This is a genomic window from Candidatus Zixiibacteriota bacterium (assembly GCA_019038695.1).
Classification (GTDB): domain Bacteria; phylum Zixibacteria; class MSB-5A5; order GN15; family FEB-12; genus B120-G9.
Map to the genome: position 1 here is coordinate 22,402 of JAHOYZ010000031.1, position 22,669 is coordinate 45,070.

Below are 22,669 nucleotides of genomic sequence, written 5' to 3' on the forward strand. Positions count from 1 at the left end.
GTGCAGTAAACGTGGGCAGGCGATTACGCCCGCCCACGTGTGAGCTTGTGACTATTTCTTCAAACTCAAAATGCGTCTGATTTCAGATTCGCCGCAGAGAAATCCTGCTCCATTTTATCGTCGGTGAACACGCCGTCTTTACGGATCAGTTTGTCGTCAAAGAAAATCTCGCCACCGCCATAGTCTTTGCGTTGAATGAGAACCAGGTCCCAATGGATAGTCGACTGGTTGCCATTGGGAGCTTCATCGTAACACTGGCCGGGGGTTAGATGGAACGAACCGGCGATCTTCTCATCAAAGAGCGTGTCTTTCATTGGATGCAAGATGAACGGATTGACACCGATAGCGAATTCGCCGATGAAACGGGCGCCCTCATCGGTATCGAGAATCTCATTGAGCTTTTTGTCGTCGCCGTCACAAGTGGCCTTGACGATCTTGCCGTTCTCGAAAGTGAACGAAATCCCAGTATACACGTTGCCCTGATATAGCGACGGGGTATTATAAGTAATAGTACCATTGATGGAATCCCGCACCGGGGCAGTATAAACTTCACCGTCAGGGATATTCCGAAGACCGTCACATTTGACAATCGGGATATCTTTGATCGAGAGAGTCAGGTCGGTACCGGGTCCTTTGATATGAACTTTGTCGGTCGCTTCCATCAGGGCCAGCAGGTCATCCTGTGCCCTTGACATTTTGGGATAGTCAGCGCAGCAGACTTCGAAATAGAAATCCTCGAACGCTTCCTGGGATGTCTCGGCCAATTGCGCCATCGCGTTGTTGGGATAGCGAAGAACAACCCAACGGGTGCGCTTAACTCGTTCTTCCAGATGGACAGGTTTATAGAAGATGTGGTTCTGCTTCTCCAGTTGCTTGATCGGGATGTCGGCCATATCAAAAGGATTGTCCGATCCGCGCAAACCGATGTAGGCGTCAGCGCGTTTCATTAATTCCAGATGCAAGGCCGCCTGGGTTTCGAACTGATCATCATTGGCATGACGAATCCATTGGCGCAAGAGCGATTCGTCATTGTAGAACCAGAATGGAATTGCGCCTTTCTCGGTGGCTAGACGAATGATCTGCTTGCCTAATTCAAGCGTTTGCTTGCCCTTGATTTCCAAGTAGAGGATTTCATCTTTCTGTAGCTTGACCGAGTAGTCGATCAATTGGCGGGCGAGAATCTCGTTACGTCTATCTTTCATGATGTGTCCTTTTCGGCTTAAGGTCTTATTTGTTTTGGGCCGAAGATACAACATTTCGATATCATTGGCAACCATCCAAGTCGGTGTCGTATGAAAGTTACACGCTTGGAAGGAGTTAGCGTTTCACTATGAAACGGCCCATCAATTCGTGGAATACCGAGTTTCGACAAGTTCAATAAAAGGACTAAAGGGTTTACACTATGCACCGACATTTTTGGTAATAGGTGGGCTTATGCATGATTCAGAGGTCTCGTGCTATATTGAAGAAAAGAAATCTGCTATAGAGGGAGTTACCATGGGAACAAGTATTTCTGCAGAACCTGGTCAGTCACTGGGAACGAAGGATTCCGGAGAACTGCTACAGATGGTTTCGTTCAAGATTGCTTCCGAGGAGTTTGGTGTCGATATCCTGAAGGTACAGGAAATCAACAGAATGGTCGAGATTACGAAAGTTCCACAGGCTCCACACTATGTTGAGGGAGTTATTAACTTGCGTGGTAAGGTGATTCCGATTGTTGATTTACGTAAGCGATTTGGTCTTCCTGACAAAGAATACGATAAAGATACACGGATCGTAGTCGTGGATATTAGCAGCAACATTATGGGTATGGTCGTTGATTCCGTAGCTGAAGTGCTCCGTCTGCCGGCCGATACAATCGAACCAGCTCCGGAAATTGCCGCCGGTGTGAATTCTGAGTATATCAAGGGAGTCGCCAAGTTGGAGAATCGTCTTCTGATATTCCTTGATCTCTCAAAAGTAATTGATATGTCAGAACTTGCTGGTATGGACGCCTGAGCTACACGGATGTAAATTGGGTTTGTGAGTGAGGCCGGTCAGATGACCGGCCTTTTATTATGTCATTTCCGATCTTCGTTAACCCCCTTGCCGGTCATCGGAACAAAGCGCACCGGGGTAATCTTGGTTTTCTTGAGCTGGCCATTTTCCTTTTCCAGTAGCACCAGTTCCTGCCAATTCACCCCAACCGGGAGAATCATGCGACCGCCCTCGGCCAACTGCTCAACCAGCGGAGAGGGAATCTCCGGCGGCGCACAAGTGACAATAATGGCGTCGAACGGCTCTTTCTCGGGCCATCCCCGGTAACCGTCACCACATCGGACTACGATATTGGTGTAGCCAAGACTGTCCAGTAGTTTCGCCGCGCGCGTGGCCAACGGTTCTACAATTTCGATAGTGTAGACGGTATCAACCAGTTCCGCGAGAATCGCAGCCTGGTAACCGGAGCCGGTGCCTATTTCAAGAACACGATCAAGGCTGTCCAGCTCAAGCAGGTTGGTCATAAGGGCAACGATGTAGGGCTGTGAGATTGTCTGACCGTCACCGATCGGCAACGGATGGTCGTTGTAAGCCAGGGTCTGATGACCTTTCGGCACAAAGAGATGCCTTGGCACACGACGCATGACCTCCAACAGCAGGGAATCGGAAATGTCTCTGGACTCAATCTGGGTCGATACCATAAGCTTCCTGGCTGGAACATCCCAGTTGAGATCGTTGGGGTTCCCCTTGTTTGTGTCGTCGCCAGAGGTTGTCGAGAGAAAGAAAACCAATAGTCCGATAATAACGCGCATGATAACCCTCATTGATTCGACTGATAATCCGCCCACTATTGACATATAGCAGGGCGAGACATATCTTCGAGACGATTTTATGTTCCAAGATGTCAATTTATCAGGAGCGGGTCAATCGAAATACCTAAATGCGAGTGGCCTGTCTACTGAAACCAAATGGTGCCAAGATCGAACAAAAAGAAGATATATCCGGACCGCCACAACTGGAGGTGTTGTATACGAACATCGGCTGTGGTCACCCTATCTACTCTAGCCATTTTTTTAGTTAGAATATCCTCTCGGGAAGTGTAGTATTAACTTGGAACGGTAATATTGAAATGCTGGTATGGGAAATAGTTGTATATGCTGAAACTTATTGGTAGTGATGGTCGCAAATTGTATTCTTGGGAATTGGAACCGGGAGAGTATTTGGTGGGACGAACTCCGGAGTTTGATTACTACATATCTGATCGGACCATTTCCAGAAAACATGCCAGGATTACTGTGAGTTCAAGTGGCGATAGTGTCGAGCTTGAAGACCTTGGCAGTCACAATGGAACTGCCGTAAATGGAGCCAGAGTCGTCGAGCCGGTGAAACTCAAAATTGGGGATACAGTACTCTTCGGTCAGGTAGAGTTCCGTGTGTCTGGAAAGGGCGAACCGACCGCAACCGCTGTCGGACCGACCACCAAACTGGCCGAGTACGAACCGGAGAAATCGGTTTTCCTGGACATTGCCGAAGCTCTCAAGCCTTTGCCATCTAAGATATCTGAGAAGCCGGAGGTTCTGCCTACACTTTTAGAAATGGCTCGAATGCTTGTGTTGCCGGAACCACGTGAAATCATGTTACAAAAATCCCTACAACTGGTCTCCAAGGTGATTGACTCGGAACGTCTGGCTATTTTATTTCTGCAGCCTGATAGTGATGAAGTTTACACAGGAGCTGCTCATCTTACGAGCGGCAAGGACCTCGGACAGTTTCGTCTCTCGCGTACGATCATCAATGAGATTCTCGCCAATCCACAGGTCATTCTCATTGGTGATCCAAAACATGACCCGCGCTTTGCTGAGCAGCACTCAATTATTATGTCCGATATGACCTCGGCTATGGCCGTGCCACTCCTCGACGAGGACAAAGTTCACGGTATTTTGTACGCTGATACGTCCAATCCGATCCATCATTATGACGACGAGTCTATGCGATTGCTGGCTACCTTTGGCCACCTCATCGGGTCCCGACTTCAGAATTACCAGTTGCTTGAAGAACGCCAAGAAAGGGAGGTGCTCGACGCCGAGCTCAGGCGTGCATCAAATATCCAGAAGACCCTGGTTCCGCAATCGGTGCCGGACATCGCCGGTTACACCGTGCACGCTTTTCAGGAACAGTGTCGGGCCGTCGGTGGTGACCTTTATGATCTCATTGTTCTGCCAAATGGTGAACTGCTGTTTATGGTTGCGGATGTGAGCGGCAAAGGAATGGGGGCCGCCTTGTTGATGTCCAATATTCTTGCTTCGTTTCGCATTCTCTATGATCAGCCCGAATTTGATCTGTGTCGAGCAGTCAAGTTGGTATCAAATCAGTTGCGCAAACATAGTGCGTCGGAGGATTTCGCTACGCTATTCGTCGGATTGTTGAATCCGGTGAAGAACGAAGTCCGCTACGTCAATGCCGGACACAATCCTCCTATGTTGATTCGCTCTGATGGAAGTATGGAATTGCTTGATGCCACTGGGATTATAATAGGAATTATGGATTCTGTTGAATGGACCGAACAGAAGACAACCATGGACGAAAGTGACTTCATCGTGGTTTTCACCGATGGGGTCACGGAAGCGGAATGCGGCGACGAACAGTATGGGGAAGGGTGCCTTGAGGACAGTTTACACGCAAGTCGACATCTTTCTGCCGTAGAAATTGGGGATAGATTGATTGAGGACGTTTTGTCCTTTATAAAGGATACACCTCGGTGCGATGATATCACGTTGACAATTGTGCAAAGGAACAAGTCATGTTAGAAGCTGGTCAGACATTCGCGCACTTCAAAATAATGCGACCGCTCGGGGCGGGCGGCATGGGGGAAGTTTATCTGGCCGAGGATCAGAAGCTGCATCGCGAGGTTGCGATTAAGATCCTATTGGCGGATTATTTCGATGATGCGGAACGATTGCAGCGTTTTGAGCGTGAGGCAAAAACAGCCGCTCAGATTTCGCACGCCAATGCTATGGGTATTTTCGATATGGGAACAACGCCCCATCCGACGACCGGCAAAGATGTGCAGTATATCGTGATGGAAAGGGTGCATGGTGTACCTCTCTTTGAGTTTCTTAAGGAGCGGCAACTCAGTCTGGGACGAACCATCCGCATCGCTGAGAAAATCGCCTCCGGACTCAGCGCCGCCCACAAGCTCAACATTGTTCATCGCGATATCAAATCTACGAACATTCTCGTTGATGACGAAGGCAACCCCAAGATTCTCGATTTCGGGCTGGCCAAGCCAATCGACCCGGTCCAGATGGGGGATGAATCCACCGACACGGTCTCGCAGGAATTGACCAAGGCCGGGAAGATCGTTGGTACAATTTCGTACATGTCTCCGGAGCAAGCCCGGGGTGAAAAAGTGGATGCCCGTTCCGACCTGTTTTCTTTTGGAGTGCTTGTGTACCACATGGTGGGCGGCGATTTCCCGTTTTCCGGTCCTTCACAGGTGGCGACTTTGGCTAAGATACTCGAAGCGAAACATGTGCCCCTCCCTAATGTTCCGCCCGAGCTACAGCGTATCCTCGACAAATGTCTGCAGAAGGATCCTTCTGACCGGTACCAGAGTGCGGCGGATCTGGTTGTTGATCTGAGAAATCTCCGGCGGCAGGTGGACAGCGGTATCAGTGACTCGATTACCGGGCTGTCGTCAGTAAGTGGCCAGGCTGTGAAGCAGGTCTTTGTATCTCGGTTATCGGGCCGGGCAAAATTGTGGTCTATAGTAGGTGTTGTATTTGTTATTGCCTTGATCGTGGCTATCATTGACAACACCAATGAAGCGAGTCAGCCCGTCATTGATACCTTCCCCGTTGAAGCAATAGAGGGTGATGCGCTGGCGGTATTGAGTTTCAAGAACAAGACTGGTGACCCCGAATTCGATTGGATGGAAACGGGTCTCCCCGAGATTCTCACCACTGATCTGGCTCAGAGCGCAACTATCTCGGTCATCAGTCGTGAACGAATTCTTGACTATCTCAACCATCAGCATAGAACCGGGGAAATTGAAGGTGGTGAAGGTTTTGATCAACTCGGAGATGCTATATCCCAAGCGGTTGCCAAATCTCTGGAGGGTGTACCCGGCGCTGCCGATGCGCTCAAGGAGATAAGAGCGCAGGCTCGCGGCAAATCGTCCCCTCGTTACGACCATGCGGCCAAGCTTGAGGCGGCCAGAACACTCGGCGCGACAAACGTGCTATCGGGTTCGTTCTACAAGATGGGGGATAAGATACGCATAGATGCCCGTCTGGAGGACATTGCCTCCGGCCAGATCGTTCTCGGAGAAAAAGTAGTTGGGAGTGATCCTTTTGCGTTGGTCGATAGCCTGACGATAAAAATTGTGGCGTCACTTAACATCTCAGGAAGCTCGATACCGGCTAAGGCGGTAGCTTCGATGGTGACATCCTCGCCGGAGGCATATAGGCTGTATCTGGAAGGGCAAGAGTTGTTCCATCGGAATCTGTTCGAGCAATCCATTGAAAAATACAATCTGGCTATTCAGATCGACCCCGCCTTTGCTATGGCCTATATGCGTCTTGGTGTTTCGCATGTCTTCAGTGGTCATCAGCAGGAAGGGGCGGTACAGTTTGCTCTGGCCCAGGAATATAAGAGCAAACTACCCATCAGAGAGAAAAGTCTGCTTGACGTGTATTCCGACATATGGTTGGTCCAGGAGTATGATGCGGCCTTTGTGAAGTTGGCAGCCTATGTGGACAACTATCCCGATGACAAGGAAGTGCGATCTCTGTATGGCATCACTCTACGTCAGTTCAATCAGGATACGGTCGGAGCCTTTGCCCAGTGGGATACGGTTCTCGCCACCGATCCGGGCTACCAATGGGCTCTCTCAAACTATGCTCAGTCATACCGACGTTACGGGAATCCAGACTTGGCTCTGGTGTACCTGAAGCGCTTGCGCCAGCACCATCCGGATTCTCCCGAACCATATCGAGATATGGGTGCCCTCTATCGTGAAATGGGTCGCATAGACGAAGCTATTGCGGAATACGAATTGGCTTATGAACTGTTCCCTGAGAAGACAAGTAGCCTGACAAGTCTGGGAATCCTCTATATAAGAAAACGGCAATTTAGCAAAGCAGCCGAAACATTTGAGAAGTTCGGTGAGGCAGTGATCGACAACCCTTACCAAATGACGGCATACTATGCTGGACTCGCCAATCTTGCTAATTGGGAGGGGAAGTTTATTGAGTCCAGAAAATATCTCTTGTCAGTTCTGGAAGAAGCACATAAGAGTGGAGACAGTGGATATGTGGCCGGGGCACTGCAGAGGATATCGGATCATTATCTTCGATTCGACATGGCAGATAGTACTATCTACTATAGCAAACAGTCAAGTCTGTGGGAGCGGCAGTTCCGTGGACTCAATTATTGTCTTCAGGTGGTTGCCGTCGATCCGAGTCGATGTGGTGAGGTTCGGCAGACTATGGAATCAGCAGTGACTACGTTCAAGGAATCAATGCCAGCTGGACTGTGGCCACTTGTTGATGCTGTGGAAAAATTGTTCGAGGCTGGATGTGCCGCAGATACGGTGTTAGCCATTGCCGCTATGCAGGATCTTATGGTCTCTCAGGGATCACAAAACGAAGTTGAAACCAAGCGCGGTATTGGTGTGTTGATGATCCACATCGGCGACTTCCAGGCTGGAAAGGAACTAATCCAGGACTACTTGACTGGGCCAAGACAGGGTACGTCAGGATATAGCTACCCGCTCACTCTCTACATGATGGGACGCGCCAACGAAGGTCTGGGTAACACCGCTGAGGCGATCAAGAACTTCGAGGAGATGCTGAAATACTGGAGTAATCCTGAGATTGAGACCAAAGAGATCAAAGACGCCCGCGAGAGGTTGGCCCGGCTGACGAGTTAGATCATAATGTCAAATCGATAGGCAGCTTAACCTACTGAAGACAGTTTAGACCTCTGTCACCTATCTTCCTCTGGCAGGAGCACAGGGCTCCTGCCCTACCAACGCTGTATTATTATTTGCAACGCTTGTTTGATTGCGAGATGGGCTGTTTATTGGGCAGACTATGTTGAATAACAGTCTTGGATACGTTCGTCAATTTGACAGGAATCTGTGGATTCTATCTATTGGCTGGCTCGTCAGCGCTGTCGGATTTGCCGCCTCTCTGCCGTTTATTGCAATATATTTCCACAACGAGTTCGGGCTGTCAATGACTGACATTGGTCTTTTCTTTGCCCTCATGGCCGTCGTTCGCTCGGTGTTTCAGTTGGTAGGTGGGGAGATTTCAGATCGTATTGAGAGGCGTTCGGTCCTGATTTATTCTCAGTATGCCAGAGGTATCGCATTTCTGGGAATGGCGGCCGCGATCTATCTGGACTGGGGGTTCTGGATGGTGGCTACGTTTCTGCTGGTTAATTCTATCTTTGGGGCAGTTTTTCAGCCTGCCGCCAACGCTATGGTGGCAGATATTCTTCCCGAAAGACAGCGATTGGATGGGTATGCCATCACGCGAGCAGCGGGAAATCTTGGTTGGGCGCTCGGACCAGCGATAGGTGGTTTCCTTGCCACAAGTTCCTATGCTCTGCTCTTTCTAATATCCGCTGGGCTGACATCGATTTCCGGTCTGATCGTAGCACTTTGGCTGACAGCACCGAACTCCATAAAAGCATCCGACCGATTCAAGCTCAAGGATATTGTAGCGGTCAAAGATGACGCCAATCTGGCTATTCACCTTAGTCTGTTAATAGTACTCTACTTGGTTGTGGCACAATTGATCGTTCCGTTTTCAGTTTACGCGGTCGATGTGGCAGGCATGACTGAGACACAACTGGGATACCTTTTTTCTCTCAATGGTCTTCTGGTTGTGGCCCTACAAATTCCAGTTACGCGGATTCTTTCTCGATATAAGCTGACGGCACAACTGGCGGTAGGCTCGCTGTTGTATGCGATTGGATACGGGTGCATGGGCGTTCTGGTTGGATTTGGCTACTTTGCGATGGCCGTCACCGTGATCACTATAGGTGAGGTGTTTATGTCACCTCCTTCTTTGACCCTGACCTCTCGTCTCGCCCCGGCCGGGAGAATGGGTCGTTACATGGGCATTCATGGTTTTGCACTTGCGGCTGGCTGGTCGTTTGGACCGCTTTACGGGGGTGCCTTGCTGGATGCTTTCTCAGACCAACCGATAACAGCCTGGATGCTGATTTCATCACTGGCACTGGTATCGTTTATCGGCTATTCTCTATTCCAGCGAAGATTGCCCCATGATGTCAATATCAGAGAAACGTGACAACTACTCGATAATGACAATCTTGCCGATTTGGTACTTCTTGTCCGATTCCACAACGAAGTAATACATTCCGGACACGACAGCCTGAGTGTTTCGAGTGACGAGGTCCCATGAATCATGAGCCGACTGGGGATCTCCCGGCGGAACTTCATGATCAATTTCCCGTACCAGGTCTCCGTCCAAACTGAATATACTTATCTTGCACTTGTGTGGTAAATTGGCAAAATGTATCTCCCGCAGACGGTAGTCGGGTTTGTCGAGAACCCCTCGACCTTCGAATCCCATATGGCGATAATCGGCATCAATACGGTATGGGTTGGGATAAACGTAAACAGAATCCCCTGCGGACAGGTGTCCCGCACCCAACTGAGGGTACTCAACAACCATGTTATTGATCGGCTTTGATTCCAACGCGGGCAATTCTACGGCTGGCGAGCCGAAATCGAACGACGTCACAGCGCAGTAGTACGGCACAGTGGGCAGGAGATTGCCAATAACGTATTCATATTCGTAGTACTTTGGCAACGGCTCACCATAATCATCAACAAGCTCGGATTCCGACCACATTTCAGGATTGGAGTGCGGCTCAGACGCATATGGATACACCTTACGAATCGTACCGATCAGATCAAGGTAAGATTGATTGAAATCCTGAGCCTCAAAGTAATAGAAGTTGCCGCTATGTGTATATGGATTGGTACGCGAGTATGCCAGGGGATCAAACTCCGGATCCTGGAACAGGATTCTGAGGGAGTCGATGGTGAATGGGATATCCTCGAGTACCCATTCAAGCTGCCCCGACGTGGACTCTCGCAACCGATATCTATTATAGTTCTCTCGATCATATGAGGTCAGTACAGAGAAACTGCCGGGGCGATCATCACGTGAAATGTAGACCCGATAGCCCTCAAAATCTACTTCGCCCAGGAAAAAGTCCGGTGTTGTTTCTGAATAGTATCCATTCCACCTGATCGTCAATTGGCTCTGGCCAGGAATGACACGCATGCGCGGTGCTGGAGGAGGTCCAGCTCCCCGGAAATCAGGTACGCCATCACCTTTAGTCCACTGCAAATCGGCTGCTGTAATCTCCCACAAAGTATCCAATTGAATGGGGTCCACCGTAATTGTGTCGATGTTGTAAATGGCGGAATCCCGAGCGCAGATGCGCTTTTCGCCGAAATAGCCGTCACCGTCGGTGTCGATGCCAGGGTTATCATAGACCCACGAAGCCCAAAGCGAGTTGGCGGCAAGTTTGTCGAAGTTGAGCGCATTGTAATAGATATGGGGCTGGCTTGGTGACCATAATCTTTCGAAATCATCCGGCCTCTGGTGAAAATCTTCACCGCCGACCCAGGCAAAAGAAACCGGCAAGCTCTGACCGGGGGATATGTTGAAGGGACCAAACGAAAGGAGATAACGACAGTCGTAGCCGTCGGCAAAATCATCAGCATACTCAGGTTTGGGAAACCAACCAATACGCGAATGATCCACAGCTGTGTACATAAGATCGTAATCGAATTCCTCACGCCGCATGACGTAGTACTTGTTGCGATCTCCTTGAGGCGTGCCGAACATGAGACCGAAGTTGCGATATGGTTCCTCATCGGTCTCGCTTTGGCGTGGTCCGAAATCGTATTGAGGATTCGTATAGCCTGTAATCCACCAATTGAAGGAGTACTCCAACTCCTTTGAAGGTGTGCGAACTACTCGCACTCCAACCGCACTCCTGGTTGATTTGGCATTCCACATACCGTCCTCGGGGTCGCCGTCGTTGTCGGCATGAAAGGCAACGTTGATAGTATCAAGGGAGCCTTCACATTTGGGAGAGGGGTGGGTAGGATAGAATCCAACAATGTCGTCGGTCCATCCAGGAGCACCACGATTGATTAAATGCCAAACATCGCCATCGACATAGATGCCGAGGTAGACATCCTCTAAATTCTTGGTGCCAATGTTCTGGACGCGGTAGTCAAATAATATGAAGTCGTCGGCGTAGGAGAAACTCCAGGACATGGAACGTTGATAGATTCGTACTCCCAGTGGGATATGCGATCGACCGTCAACCGGGTCGGACTGCACAAAGGCCGGGTCAGCATAAGTGTCTGAATATTCGCAGGTGATGTCCTGCTCTGAATAAGCATCGGGATCATAGAAGGGGCTGTTGATGTCGATCGAGGAATAGGTGAAGGGTTCGAATCCGCCCACATCAGGCCATAGTTCTCTGGTTTCGTAGTAGTCGTCCATGCCGATCGATACCAGAGTGTCACGACCTACAATAGCACCGATCCACATTGAGGCTACCCAAAGGTACACCAGGTCAGTGTTCTTGGGATACTCACATGACTGGATCTCAAATCCGGTGAAAGGGTCGGCAACGCCTCTACCCTCAGTTCCGAACGTGCCGTTGTTGGCGATGGCTAACTCGATGTTGCCTCGATTGTGAACTGCAAATGCTACTGAAGGTGCAGATGCTGATACCAGAGTGGACATATCCTTCTGACTTTTGTCCATCTTGGGATTGAAACTGCGGCTACATAACTGGGATGGAATGATGAAGCAAAACAGAACCGACAAGATTGGCAATGTGAATCGGTGGAATTGACGAGATGATATGCTCAAGGTCGGAATTCTCACATTATTATGACTAGTTTTCCGATGTGTGTCTTATTTCCCTCAGACTCCACCGTGAAATAGTACAGACCGGATGTCGCCAACTGGGTATTGCGTGTGATCAGGTCCCAGGTCTCATGCGAGGCTTCAGGGATAGACGGATCGACATCGTGGTCAATTATTCGGACCAGGTCACCATCAAGTGAATAGATACTGATAGTACACTTGGCTGGGATGTTGGCAAAATGGATTTCCATCTGACGATGTTCAGGTCGATCAGGGATCCGGCCTTCGAAACCGCTTGGTCGATACGAGGCGTCTACACGATATGGGTTCGGATACACAAGCACTTCCAGGTTACTCTCGGCGACAACATTTGCATCCGCCATAGGATACGCCGAATCGTAACCAACTGTGGGCGATGTCTCCAGAACACCAACACCAAACTCAGGGGAGCCGTAATCAAAGGCGGTTACATTAACAAGGTATTCGACTGTCGGTAGCAAGTTTTCAATCACGAACCCGTACTCGTAGTATTTCAGGTAACCGTCGGGTGTAAGCTCGTCAGGGCGAGCCGAATCGGCGATCAATATAGAAGGACGAGGCTGGTCAGGATACAATTTGTAGATACTGTGTTCGAGTCCGATCTCAGATACATTGTAGCCCTGTGGTTCGAAATAGAAAAAGTGTTCAGTTGTGTCCGTTACTATATAGGGATGAACGCGACTATAAGATAAAGGATCAAGATCGGGATCGTTGAAGTACTCGCGTAAGTCGGCCAGTTCCATTGGTAACTTGATCAGTTCCCATGTATTGGACTTGTACTCGAAAATGTTATAGTCTTCACGATCGTAAGATGAAATCACCTGGAAGCTCTCACGTCTATTATCGCGAGCGATGTAGATATTGTAACCTTCGAAGTCTCTCTCACGAGTAAACAAGTCGCGGGCAGTTTCGCTGCGAAGGCCGTTAATTCGGATAGTCAGCCGACCATTATCAGAACTCAACCAGAAGACAGGGGCCGGGGGAGGAGCAGCTCCTCTGAAATCGGGTACGCCATCACCCCTATACCAGTCAGTGTCGAGCGCTACTTGTTCGACCTGAGCAACCTGGTAATCGGCATCTCTATCCGACCAAGGGCTTGAAGCGGCCTTGTTAATCTCACAAGTACGGAATTCCCCGCGATAACCATCCCCATCAGTATCAATGCCGGGGTTGTCATAGACTTTCTCAGCCCAAGTAGAATTAAGAGCAAGGTCTTCAAAGTGTAGACTGTCATAGAATCTGTGTGGCATCATCGGAAGATTGATCTCTACATTGTCTGCCCAGGTGTGCAACCCCTCACCGCCTAAGTACGCGAATGACAATGGCAGACTCTGGCCCACGGCAATGTCGAATGGCCCGAACGAGAGAAGATAGCGAGTGTCAAGTCCGTCCGCCCATTCGTCCACACCTTCCTGCAGCGGCAGCATCCAGAGCGGATCAGTTGTCTGAATACTGGCAACCCAGGCCTGGTCATAGTCAAACTCACCGTTTCGCATAATATAATATTTATTACGATCCCCTTCGGGTGTACCCAGTCCGCCTGTTCCAAAGTCCCGAAAATCCTCCATCCACTGCCCAACCCCAGCTTTCTCACGGGGTCCGAAGTCAAGAACCGAGTTGCTATTACTGATCCACCAATTGAAAGAAACATTCAGCTTTGTAGCTGGGGTGCGAATAATTCTCATCGCAGTGAGATCAGGTGATGGATGAGGGGTTTTCAGATCACCATCGGCATCGGCTGTCCAGGCCACATTAATCGTATCAAGAAATTCGCAATCGTGAAATTTAGTATTCATAGTGGGAAGGAACCCAGCAATGTCGTCCATATAATGGGTGCCGTCATCGAAACCGACATCAGCATCGACATAGAACCCCATATAGACATTCTCCAACAATCGAGTTCCAATGTTCTTGATTCGGTAATCGAATAGAACAAAATCTTCGGCGTACGAATACGACCAGGCGTATGAGGATTGCTTGATTTCAACATTTAGCGGCATGTGCCTCTGGCCAAAAGCATCAGCATCAATGCCTGTGATAAAGGTGTCCGTATAAACGCAAATATAGTCTTCCTCCGACACAGCCCCCTCAAATCGAGGTTTGTCTGGGTCGAGAATGGATCGATGCATCATATACCCAAAAGGCGCGATATCAGGCTTCAACTCCCGTACAAACGACCAGCCGTCAGCACCCACTGATACCAAAGTATCCCGCCCTACAATTGCTCCGATCCAGAAAGCTCCCGCAAAAAGGTGGTCGATCGACGAGCCCTTCGGGAACTCGCAGGAGGGGACCTGCCATCCAGTGAAGAAATCAGCTCCTCCTCCCTCAGAAAAGCCTGTTCCGAAGGTTCCGTTATTCTGAATCCCGAGTCTGATGTTGCCTACCCTGTGGGCTGCATTGCACAATGCATACTGAACGGTAACAAACGAGCGATCAGAGTCTTTCCGGGGATCCTCGCTAAACTCGGCCCGACCCCAAACCGACGATCCCAGTATTAAGCATAAGGCAAATATCACAACAAGTGATCTAAGGCTCATCATATTGAGTGAATTCCTCATCTCCAGTCTGTTGATTGACGTACCAGACATTGACGATAATTGACACAGCCGGTAAGTGTACAACAGCGTATAGCATTTCTTTAATATTATTGTAGTAACCGTCATTCCGCAAGGGATTTCCCTCGTCAGTACGTGAGCGAATCGTGTTAGATCACAAAGCAGAAGCGCCGTCCATCAGGCGGCGCTTCGAAAAATCAACATGAATACCAACTACTAATTTTCTCAGCAGCCACAAGGTGGGTCACCCCCAAGGAACAGATATTCAACAAATAGAGTGAGGTCTGCGATATTAATCTCCCCATCGCAATTTACATCACCGGACTCAATTGGTGACGGTGCGAGCCCACCAGCAAAGAGATATGCCACGAAGTATGTCAGATCAGAGACCACTATCCCGGGTGTTCCATCCATGTCGCCGCGAGGTTGACAGATTGAGACTATCCCGGACGCAATCCGAGGTTCATACAGTAGTATTGGTCCGTTGAATACTGGGGTGTAGGAGGAGCCGTAGCCACCCAGCTGTATCGTGGTAGTCTGGCCGAATTGAGCCGAAGGAGACACTGAGAAATACAGCTTTACAACGGGGCCGATTCCGGACTCCATATTAGGCGTTGTCCCATTCTGTGAAGAGGCCAGTTTCAGTGTCTTGCGTTTCGCCCAGGGATCCTCGTGAATGAACATTGTATCCTCGAACTGATCCGTGCGACAGCCAGCGGTAGAGAACGAGTCGAGGTCCAGGTCAAGATCTCCGGCATATTCGATTGGAATCTCGATAGTGTGAAGCGGAATGGTATTCCTGGCGTACACGGCTACTTCAACAGTCTCACCGGCTGAGCCTTCGGCGTCATAAGAGAGCATCGTATCAGCCAGCGCCACGACATAGTTTGCTCGCTCAGCAGCTCGAATATCACCTCCGGCATTGACCTCCAGCCTCACGTCGAACATTCCCTGGTCAGTGTAAGTGTGGGCTGGTGATTGTATTAGAGCAGAATCACCGTCACCGAAATCCCATGTCCATGTATCAACTGACAGACCCGAACTGGCTGTGAAGTTGATATCATATGGAACCCAGCCGATAGTCGTATCGGCCGTGAAAGAAACACCGACAATTTCATAGACCGATCCTTGAAGGTCGGGTAACGGGCCGATGAGCTTACCGTGCGGGGCTTGTGGAGTTGAATGAGATATGAGCATGGTTCGCATCTCAGCATGGTTTAGAATGCGGCCATGAGCGGCCAGATGCACTCCCTGTAGACAGGCACACGCCCCAACAATAATTGGAGAAGCGCTGGAGGTTCCGGCAAAGGACGAAGTGTAATGATTGTTTGGATTGGAACCATAGAGATCACCGTAACCAAGCGTGTAGACATCCCACGTCCCAAAGCCATGAACATCAACACGTTCACCATGGTTAGTGAAAGACGCAGGATAGTGGTACGAATTAGAAGCGCCTACGATAATGGCTCCCGAGTTGCGATAATTGGTGTCAAAGAGACTACCGTACAATCCCACATCATCGAAATCCTCGTTTCCATTGCCGGCTGCTTCAACAACAATCCGACCAAGGGCCGAGGCGGTCAGGATAGCGTCAAAGTTCTCCTGCCAGTACTCCATACAGACATAGCCCAGTTGATCATCGCGTGGTTCAAAATCATAGTGAGGTCCCGGCGCGTGCAATTCAATGAGGATGATATCACCTGTGTCGGAGTTATTTGTTGCCGTTACCAGGGCTTGCGCGGTGGTCATTGACCCGATTGATACTGTTCCAAGGTCAACATTAAATGCAATACCGGTCATGCCGAAGCTATTGGAGTCAGCAGCGATTTCGCCCAGTACAGCCGTTCCATGATTCCACCAGCTAGGGTCGTCGTAGCGGTAACCGGCGATGTGGAAATTATCGGTACCGCCGTGAAGGTCTTCATGAGTTTCTATCCAGTTGCCTTCAATGTCAATCACTTTGACACCTTCGCCTTTACCTCCCGGGAAGCCCCAGGCATAATAGGCGTCAATGCCAGTTGGAGCGGCTTGCAAATAGTACTGTTCCGATTCCCAGCCCGGTGAAACATTCGTTTCATTGATGCTGGCCAGTTCGGGGATGGGAGCGAAATAGGCGATTTCGACTATTTCCAGAGCATTCAATTCGTTCACCCGGGCCAGTCGATCCTCAGGTGACATTGATTCTGGAAGTGCCAGACGGTGGTAGAGAGAAAGATCCGGCAACAACGTGCCCAGACGCTCCGAGCCGACCATCCGCATCTGGTCCAGCGTAGTCTTGTCGGTCTGAAAATGTGACTGCACACTGAGCGCCTTATTCGATGAAGCAATGGCTGTGTTGAGACGGTCCCATTCATCACCAGTTCGAAGGAACCGGGTGCCATCAAACTCCGGCTGGCCCATTCCTTCGGCCAGTTTGAAGACGATTTCGTCGAGGTTCTCGTTAAGCGGTAATTGGTCGTAGGACGGTTTGTCGACGACCCTGCGCTTGAGTTCGGGGGCCATACTCGCCAGGGCCGATCCTGCAAACACGACCATGAATAGTAAAATTGTTGGGAACACCCAAGAGCGACTCGAAAACACCATTTCACCTCATGAAATAAATTTAGAATATTTCTTCATAGCAGTATCTCAGACGGTTAGGTCATCAATAAAGATACCCCAATCCCGGTAATTTGCAAGACAAAACCGCTGGATCAACGGAAGTATTCTTGTCAGGAAGAGCCCCGTGCGCCAGCCGTCCTCAGCGATAAGGTATGTGTACAGTGGACACGGCATTTTGCAGGGAATCCCAATCACAACGGTCGCTCATATATTCTATTGACAAAGCAATTACTTCGCTGTTAATTTGACGCCAAGTTTGACGGCACATTGTACTAAACATCTGATGCCGCTACAAACGTCTATGTTGGAAAGAGAAACGGACATACATATTCGAGGATTGCTCAATGAATAGGATTTCGATTCTGGTTACAGTTCTGCTGGTACTCACTTTGAGTTGTGTCGCCCTGGCGCAAGAAGATGAAGAGACTGGTGATATTCTGGAAATTACGCTGTCCGGTGGAATGGCTATACCGATGAGTGGGCTTGCCGACTGGCAAACAGGCTTCGACCTCGAAGATCAACCTGAGATTGTCGATCGTGCCCCAAACAACGGGTGGGATATTGGTATCGATGTTGGATACTTCATCAATCCCAAGCTGATCGTTGGGCTCAATTTCACGTACACTGCCTTTGGGATCGACACCGATGTGGATCTTGATCATCGGCATCGCCTGTTTAGTCCTGCTCTTTATGGTAAGTATTACTTTGAAGGAGAGACGAATCTAGTGCCGTACGTCAAAGCCAGTGTCGGGCTGGAGAATGCCAAGTTCAGCACATTTGTTGAGAATCCTGGTGGACGACGGTTCCGCGAAATTTCGTATGATCCGACTCTTTTCTACGCTGCTGCTCTAGGATTATTTTATTACACAGCTGACTATAGTGGAGTCTTCATTGAGGCTGATTACAAAATGGCCAGCGCTGAGAGTACCGAAAGTGTATATCTCGACGACACCTATTTGTTTGGCGAGAATATTGCCGTTCTACAGATCAATTTCGGCGTTCGGCTGCTGGTTGGTTCTGGAGACTGAGATAAACAGATACTGAAAGAAACCCGTCGGCTACCGGCGGGTTTTTTTGTGACTTGAGGGCAATTGGAAACTATGCAGAAGAGTGTTATACCGAAGACAAGGCTGCTACTTGTTGATGACGAGAAATCGCAACGAGAGCTCCTGGGGGGTTTCCTGTCCAAAAATGGTCTCGATGTCACCTTGGCCTCGACTGGAGAACAAGCCCTGGAATGTTACCATCATGTATTTGCTCCGGTAGCGTTGGTGGACATGAAAATGCCCGGAATGGGGGGGATCACGTTATTGCAACGGCTGCGAGAAATCAACCCGTTTATCCAGGTGATTGTCCTCACTGCTTTTGGTACTGTCGAGACGGCTGTAGCGGCTATGAAGGCAGGGGCGTTTGACTACCAGACTAAACCGGTCAACGACCTGGAGGAGCTACTACTGAAATTACGCAAAGCTGCCGACCAGAATAAGCTGGTAGTGGACAATGCCGTAATGATGGAACGCCTCGCCGAAGTCTTCCCGACGACTGAAATATTAGGCGAATCAGAAGCCATACTACGTGTCAAGGAGTTGATTACGTTGGTCGCTCCCAGAGAGGCGACAGTTCTGGTTACAGGGCCATCAGGAACCGGGAAAGAGCTGGTCGTCAGGGCCATACACGCTTTGTCGCAACGGGCTAATAATCGTCTGGTTGCTATCAACTGTGCGGCGTTTCCGGAACATCTGCTGGAGTCAGAGTTGTTTGGCCACGAGAAAGGGGCTTTCACAGGAGCGGATAGGGCAAAACAGGGACGCTTCGAACTGGCCGACGGTGGTACGCTTTTTCTGGACGAGATCGGTGATATGCCGCTGTCTATGCAAGTGAAACTGCTGAGAGTTATTGAAGAAAAGAAAATACAGCGACTGGGATCGGTCAAAGAAATTTCGCTGGACATTCGTATCATCACCGCCACCAATCGCAGCCTGGAGAAAATGGTCGCCGACGGTTCTTTCCGAGAAGATTTGTACTATCGTCTAAATGTTATCGCGATCAATCTTCCTTCTCTGGCCGAACGGCAGGGTGACATCTTATTGTTGGCCGAGAGTTTCATAGATCGGTTTGCCCAAAAAACCGGGCGGAATATTTCCGGTATCGATCCCGAGGCGGCCGACATTCTGGTCAATTACTCCTGGCCGGGTAATGTCCGGGAGCTTGAGAATATGATTGAGCGGGCGGTTGTAATGTGTCGCTCGGATTGTATTACCGCCGATGATCTGACAGGTCTGGCGAAGTCTGGGGAGGGCGCAACATCGGCGCGCAAAGTCATGCCCTTGGCTGAGATTGAGAAAGAGCACATCGCCTTCTGTCTCGACCAACTTGATTGGAACCTCGGGCTTTGCGCTGAGAAACTGGGCATCCATCGCAATACTCTTCGATCCAAGATCAAAGAATATGACCTTACGCGCGAATCGGATTAGTTCCTTCTGACTTTCACATTTCCGTGCATGATCGACTTGGGATGCACAAATATTGTGCGTCGCTCTCTATAGAGACAGTTTCTCTCATAACTTAACATGCGTGCTGGTAATGGCTTGAATCATTTGGCACGAATGTTGTTACTATCTTACTCAGACAACAGCAATCCAATGGATTTGGAATGGAGAAATCAAGATGTTGAACAAGTTATTTCCGCTTATCGCTTTGATCGGTCTGCTTCTGGTAGCCGGGTGTGAAGACGATGAAAAAGTATACGATCCGGCCCCAGAACCACCGCAAGGCGTTCTGTCCATAACTGGTGACGGTGAAGTTACGATTGAATGGATGGGACCTTACGATCGAGATATTGATGAGTTCATTGTGTATCGCAATAGTGAGGCCATTGATGCCCAATACACCGAGATCGGTCGCGTAGCGGCGGTGGCTGATGCTGGAGTTCACCTTGATATCTACACCTATGTCGATGACGAAGTAACCAACGGCATTACCTATTTCTATGCAGTGGGGTCTGTCGATCATGCGGGTCAGGTGTCGGATTTATCGGCCGAGGACGTCTTTGACACGCCTCGTCCCGAAGGAATTGAGTTTCTGGAGGATATTTTCACTGATACGTTAGATGCGGGATTCAACTTCGAAAGCCAGTCAGTTATCTCTGCTCTTAGCTCGCTTTGTGATATCTACGTCGATTCGTATGAAGGTATCATGTACTTCAATGCCGGACAAATCGGAGATCCCCGAGAGACTGTGATTCAGGATATGGGTTACACTGGTCATTGGGATGACATTGGTTGGGCTCCGACTATCGGATGGTCCGAACTGGGTTATGTCGAGGTCATACGCAACCACACTTATGTGATTTGCACGGATGACACCACATATGCAAAAGTCTTAGTGAAAGCAATAGATGGTGGTGCTGGTGTTACTTTCCAATGGGCGCATCAGGAAGTGCCGGGCAATCCCGAGCTGACAGCACCCAATGGCAATACCGACATTTCGAATAATGACAAGAGCGACGTGTCGCTCCAGTAATGGAAAGATGAGGTGAGATCATGTTACGACGAATCATACCTACGTTAATAGTGGCTGTCCTGGCTGTCATCTTGATGGCACCTGTGGCATCGGCCCAGAATATCGCCCGTCAATACGATGACGACGACTATCGGTATCAGCAGGAGGACTACACTCCTCGCTACGATGATCCTCAGGTTGGTGATCGTGGACGAGTAGATCGCTACCTGGATGCCGAGGTCTGGACCAATCATGACGATGGTGAGTACTACGAAGGTGACAACATCACGATCCATTTTCGGGTTAACCGTGATGCTTTTATCGTTATCTACACCATCGATACCCGGGGACGTCTGAATATGCTGTTCCCGACCGATCCGACCGAGAGCAACTTTGTCAACGGCGGTGTAACTTATCATCTGCCGGCTGGATGGGATGACTACGATCTCGTCGTCACTGGTCCGGAAGGAGTAGAGACGATCCAGATCATCGCCTCTCGCGAACAGATTCCGATCCCGGATTGGTATCCTCAGTCGGGGGTGGTGTGTGATTGGGAGGATCGTCACGAATTTCTTGACTACGTCAACGATCGCCACTTTGTGCGCTACGAAGGACAACGGTTTGCCTACGACCGGGCCTCGATTTACGTCGATGAATGGGAAGAACACTACTTCCGACCGGTGTACCAACCAGTGTACCACCACTGGACCATGTGCGGCAATGTATACCTGGATTATCCGTTTGGAGCCTCGGTCTATGTGAATGGCATCTACTGGGGATGCACACCGTTGTATCTGCCGCGCGTCTATGTTGGCTGGCATACGTTCACTATCTATGATGAATGGGGTTATTGCTGGGAATCAGACATTCATGTTTCTCGTTACAATACGGTCGTACTTGATTACAACGTGGTACGACCGAGACCGCATGTGCAGTCCAAGTTCAAGCAAGTCAGACAAGTTGCGTATCGTAACCCGGCCAAGAATGGCTACCCCAAGTATGTCGCCCGGAAAACGGCTATCCTAAATTCCAAAAAGGTAAGCCGGAAGAACGTTGTCCTGGCAGATAAGTCAGGTAATAACGTTACCAAGATGGTGACGGTAGGATCGAAAAGAAATATTCGGGGTAGTGGCTCAATGACGAAGAGTGAGCGTGGATGGGGAACAACCGGATTGATTGGAAGTGCAAGCTCCAAAGCAAAGCGCGACAAATCGACGCGCCGGTCTGCAATTGGTGAATCGTCAAATGATTGGAGAAGCAAGAGCGGTACTCGGACCAAAGACTATTCTTCGAAATCTGCGGGTAGCTCCAGCAGCGGGAAGTCTCGAGGTTCGTCTGTGTCGAGGAGCAGCCAGTCATCGGGGTCATCATCGAAGGCCAAGGCGGCTCAGAGAAAGACGGTAACCCGTAGCAAGGAATCATCCTCAGGTTACTATCAGAAAAAGTCTTCCGGCTCGCCTTCCAAGAGCAAGAGTTCAAAAGGGAAGTCCGGTTCGGTTAAAAAATCGAAATCATCCGGCGGTTCAAGCAGTTCCGGATCGAGTGTGAAAAACTCGGGCAGCAAATCATCAGGCACGAGTACGAAATCAACAGGAACCAAGAGTAAGTCATCCGGATCGAAGTCTAAGGGAAAAGGAGGCCGGAAGTGATATCAGCTTTTGGACTGGTCATGTCGATCTGTGGGACAATTGACAGACATGAGGTGAGAAGATGAAACGAATTCTGACATACATTCTGGTGGTCTGTTTTGCGGCGGTGTCTGTTGGCGGCAATTCGTGGGCGGTCAAGAAGAAGACCAACAAGAAAAAGGTCACGGTTGTAAAAAAGGCACCGGTAAAGAAACCGATTGTTAAAAGCGTCAAAGGCACCAAGGGTGCGAAAAAGAAATACGATACGTTTATTGATAAGAACAAGAACGGTATCGACGATCGCCGCGAGAACCTCAAGAGCACCAAAGGCAAGAAGAAAGCCGCCAAAGCGAAGAAGACCACCAAGACCAAGAAGAGCGACTCGAAGAAGAAATAGCCTTGTAGGTCACGGTTGTTTGCATCCTGATAC

General features: G+C 49.6%; 14 protein-coding genes. 9 read left to right on the plus strand and 5 right to left on the minus strand.

Features of this window, described 5'->3' with window-relative positions; genetic code table 11:
• Positions 1-65: 65 nt before the first annotated feature.
• Positions 66-1,202, minus strand: a complete 1,137-nt coding sequence (locus tag KOO62_10625) for an aminopeptidase (protein ID MBU8934447.1) — start codon at positions 1,200-1,202, stop codon at positions 66-68.
• A gap of 295 nt (positions 1,203-1,497) precedes the next feature.
• On the opposite strand from KOO62_10625, the gene KOO62_10630 reads away from it, so the two are divergent.
• A complete protein-coding gene (locus KOO62_10630; protein MBU8934448.1) occupies positions 1,498-1,998 on the plus strand; it encodes a chemotaxis protein CheW in 501 nt (166 codons plus the stop codon).
• 62 nt (positions 1,999-2,060) lie between these two features.
• Here KOO62_10630 and KOO62_10635 read toward each other — a convergent pair whose 3' ends face one another.
• A complete protein-coding gene (locus KOO62_10635; GenBank protein ID MBU8934449.1) occupies positions 2,061-2,801 on the minus strand; it encodes a protein-L-isoaspartate(D-aspartate) O-methyltransferase in 741 nt (246 codons plus the stop codon).
• Between the two features lie 330 nt (positions 2,802-3,131).
• On the opposite strand from KOO62_10635, the gene KOO62_10640 reads away from it, so the two are divergent.
• The 3 genes from KOO62_10640 to KOO62_10650 all read left to right on the plus strand — a co-directional run bounded on the left by KOO62_10640 (position 3,132) and on the right by KOO62_10650 (position 9,296).
• Positions 3,132-4,784, plus strand: a complete 1,653-nt coding sequence (locus tag KOO62_10640) for a SpoIIE family protein phosphatase (protein MBU8934450.1) — start codon at positions 3,132-3,134, stop codon at positions 4,782-4,784.
• A complete protein-coding gene (locus tag KOO62_10645; GenBank protein MBU8934451.1) occupies positions 4,778-7,909 on the plus strand; it encodes a protein kinase in 3,132 nt (1,043 codons plus the stop codon). Before KOO62_10640 ends, KOO62_10645 begins: the two co-directional genes overlap by 7 nt.
• A gap of 163 nt (positions 7,910-8,072) precedes the next feature.
• On the plus strand, positions 8,073-9,296 hold the full coding sequence (locus KOO62_10650) for an MFS transporter (GenBank protein ID MBU8934452.1): 1,224 nt from the start codon (positions 8,073-8,075) through the stop codon (positions 9,294-9,296).
• Between the two features lie 3 nt (positions 9,297-9,299).
• On the opposite strand, the gene KOO62_10655 is transcribed toward KOO62_10650, so the two are convergent.
• From KOO62_10655 to KOO62_10665, 3 genes are all read right to left on the minus strand, one after another.
• Complete coding sequence (locus tag KOO62_10655) at positions 9,300-11,786, minus strand: hypothetical protein (protein MBU8934453.1); 2,487 nt, start codon at positions 11,784-11,786, stop codon at positions 9,300-9,302.
• 140 nt (positions 11,787-11,926) lie between these two features.
• Positions 11,927-14,494, minus strand: coding sequence for a hypothetical protein (locus tag KOO62_10660; protein ID MBU8934454.1), 2,568 nt, complete (start codon positions 14,492-14,494; stop codon positions 11,927-11,929).
• Between the two features lie 240 nt (positions 14,495-14,734).
• A complete protein-coding gene (locus KOO62_10665; GenBank protein ID MBU8934455.1) occupies positions 14,735-17,068 on the minus strand; it encodes a S8 family serine peptidase in 2,334 nt (777 codons plus the stop codon).
• Positions 17,069-17,454: 386 nt separating this feature from the next.
• Between KOO62_10665 and KOO62_10670 the strand changes: the two genes are divergently transcribed.
• The 5 genes from KOO62_10670 (at position 17,455) to KOO62_10690 (ending at position 22,636) form a co-directional block, all read left to right on the plus strand.
• Positions 17,455-18,138: an outer membrane beta-barrel protein gene (locus KOO62_10670; GenBank protein MBU8934456.1), complete on the plus strand. Its 684-nt coding sequence runs from the start codon at positions 17,455-17,457 to the stop codon at positions 18,136-18,138.
• Positions 18,139-18,210: 72 nt separating this feature from the next.
• A complete protein-coding gene (locus KOO62_10675; protein ID MBU8934457.1) occupies positions 18,211-19,584 on the plus strand; it encodes a sigma-54 dependent transcriptional regulator in 1,374 nt (457 codons plus the stop codon).
• Positions 19,585-19,777: 193 nt separating this feature from the next.
• Complete coding sequence (locus tag KOO62_10680) at positions 19,778-20,632, plus strand: hypothetical protein (GenBank protein ID MBU8934458.1); 855 nt, start codon at positions 19,778-19,780, stop codon at positions 20,630-20,632.
• A 20-nt stretch (positions 20,633-20,652) separates the two neighbouring features.
• The gene (locus KOO62_10685; GenBank protein MBU8934459.1) at positions 20,653-22,260 is read left to right on the plus strand and encodes a DUF4384 domain-containing protein; all 1,608 of its coding nucleotides are present in this window, start codon (positions 20,653-20,655) and stop codon (positions 22,258-22,260) included.
• Between the two features lie 61 nt (positions 22,261-22,321).
• Positions 22,322-22,636: a hypothetical protein gene (locus tag KOO62_10690; GenBank protein MBU8934460.1), complete on the plus strand. Its 315-nt coding sequence runs from the start codon at positions 22,322-22,324 to the stop codon at positions 22,634-22,636.
• Positions 22,637-22,669 lie beyond the last annotated feature (33 nt).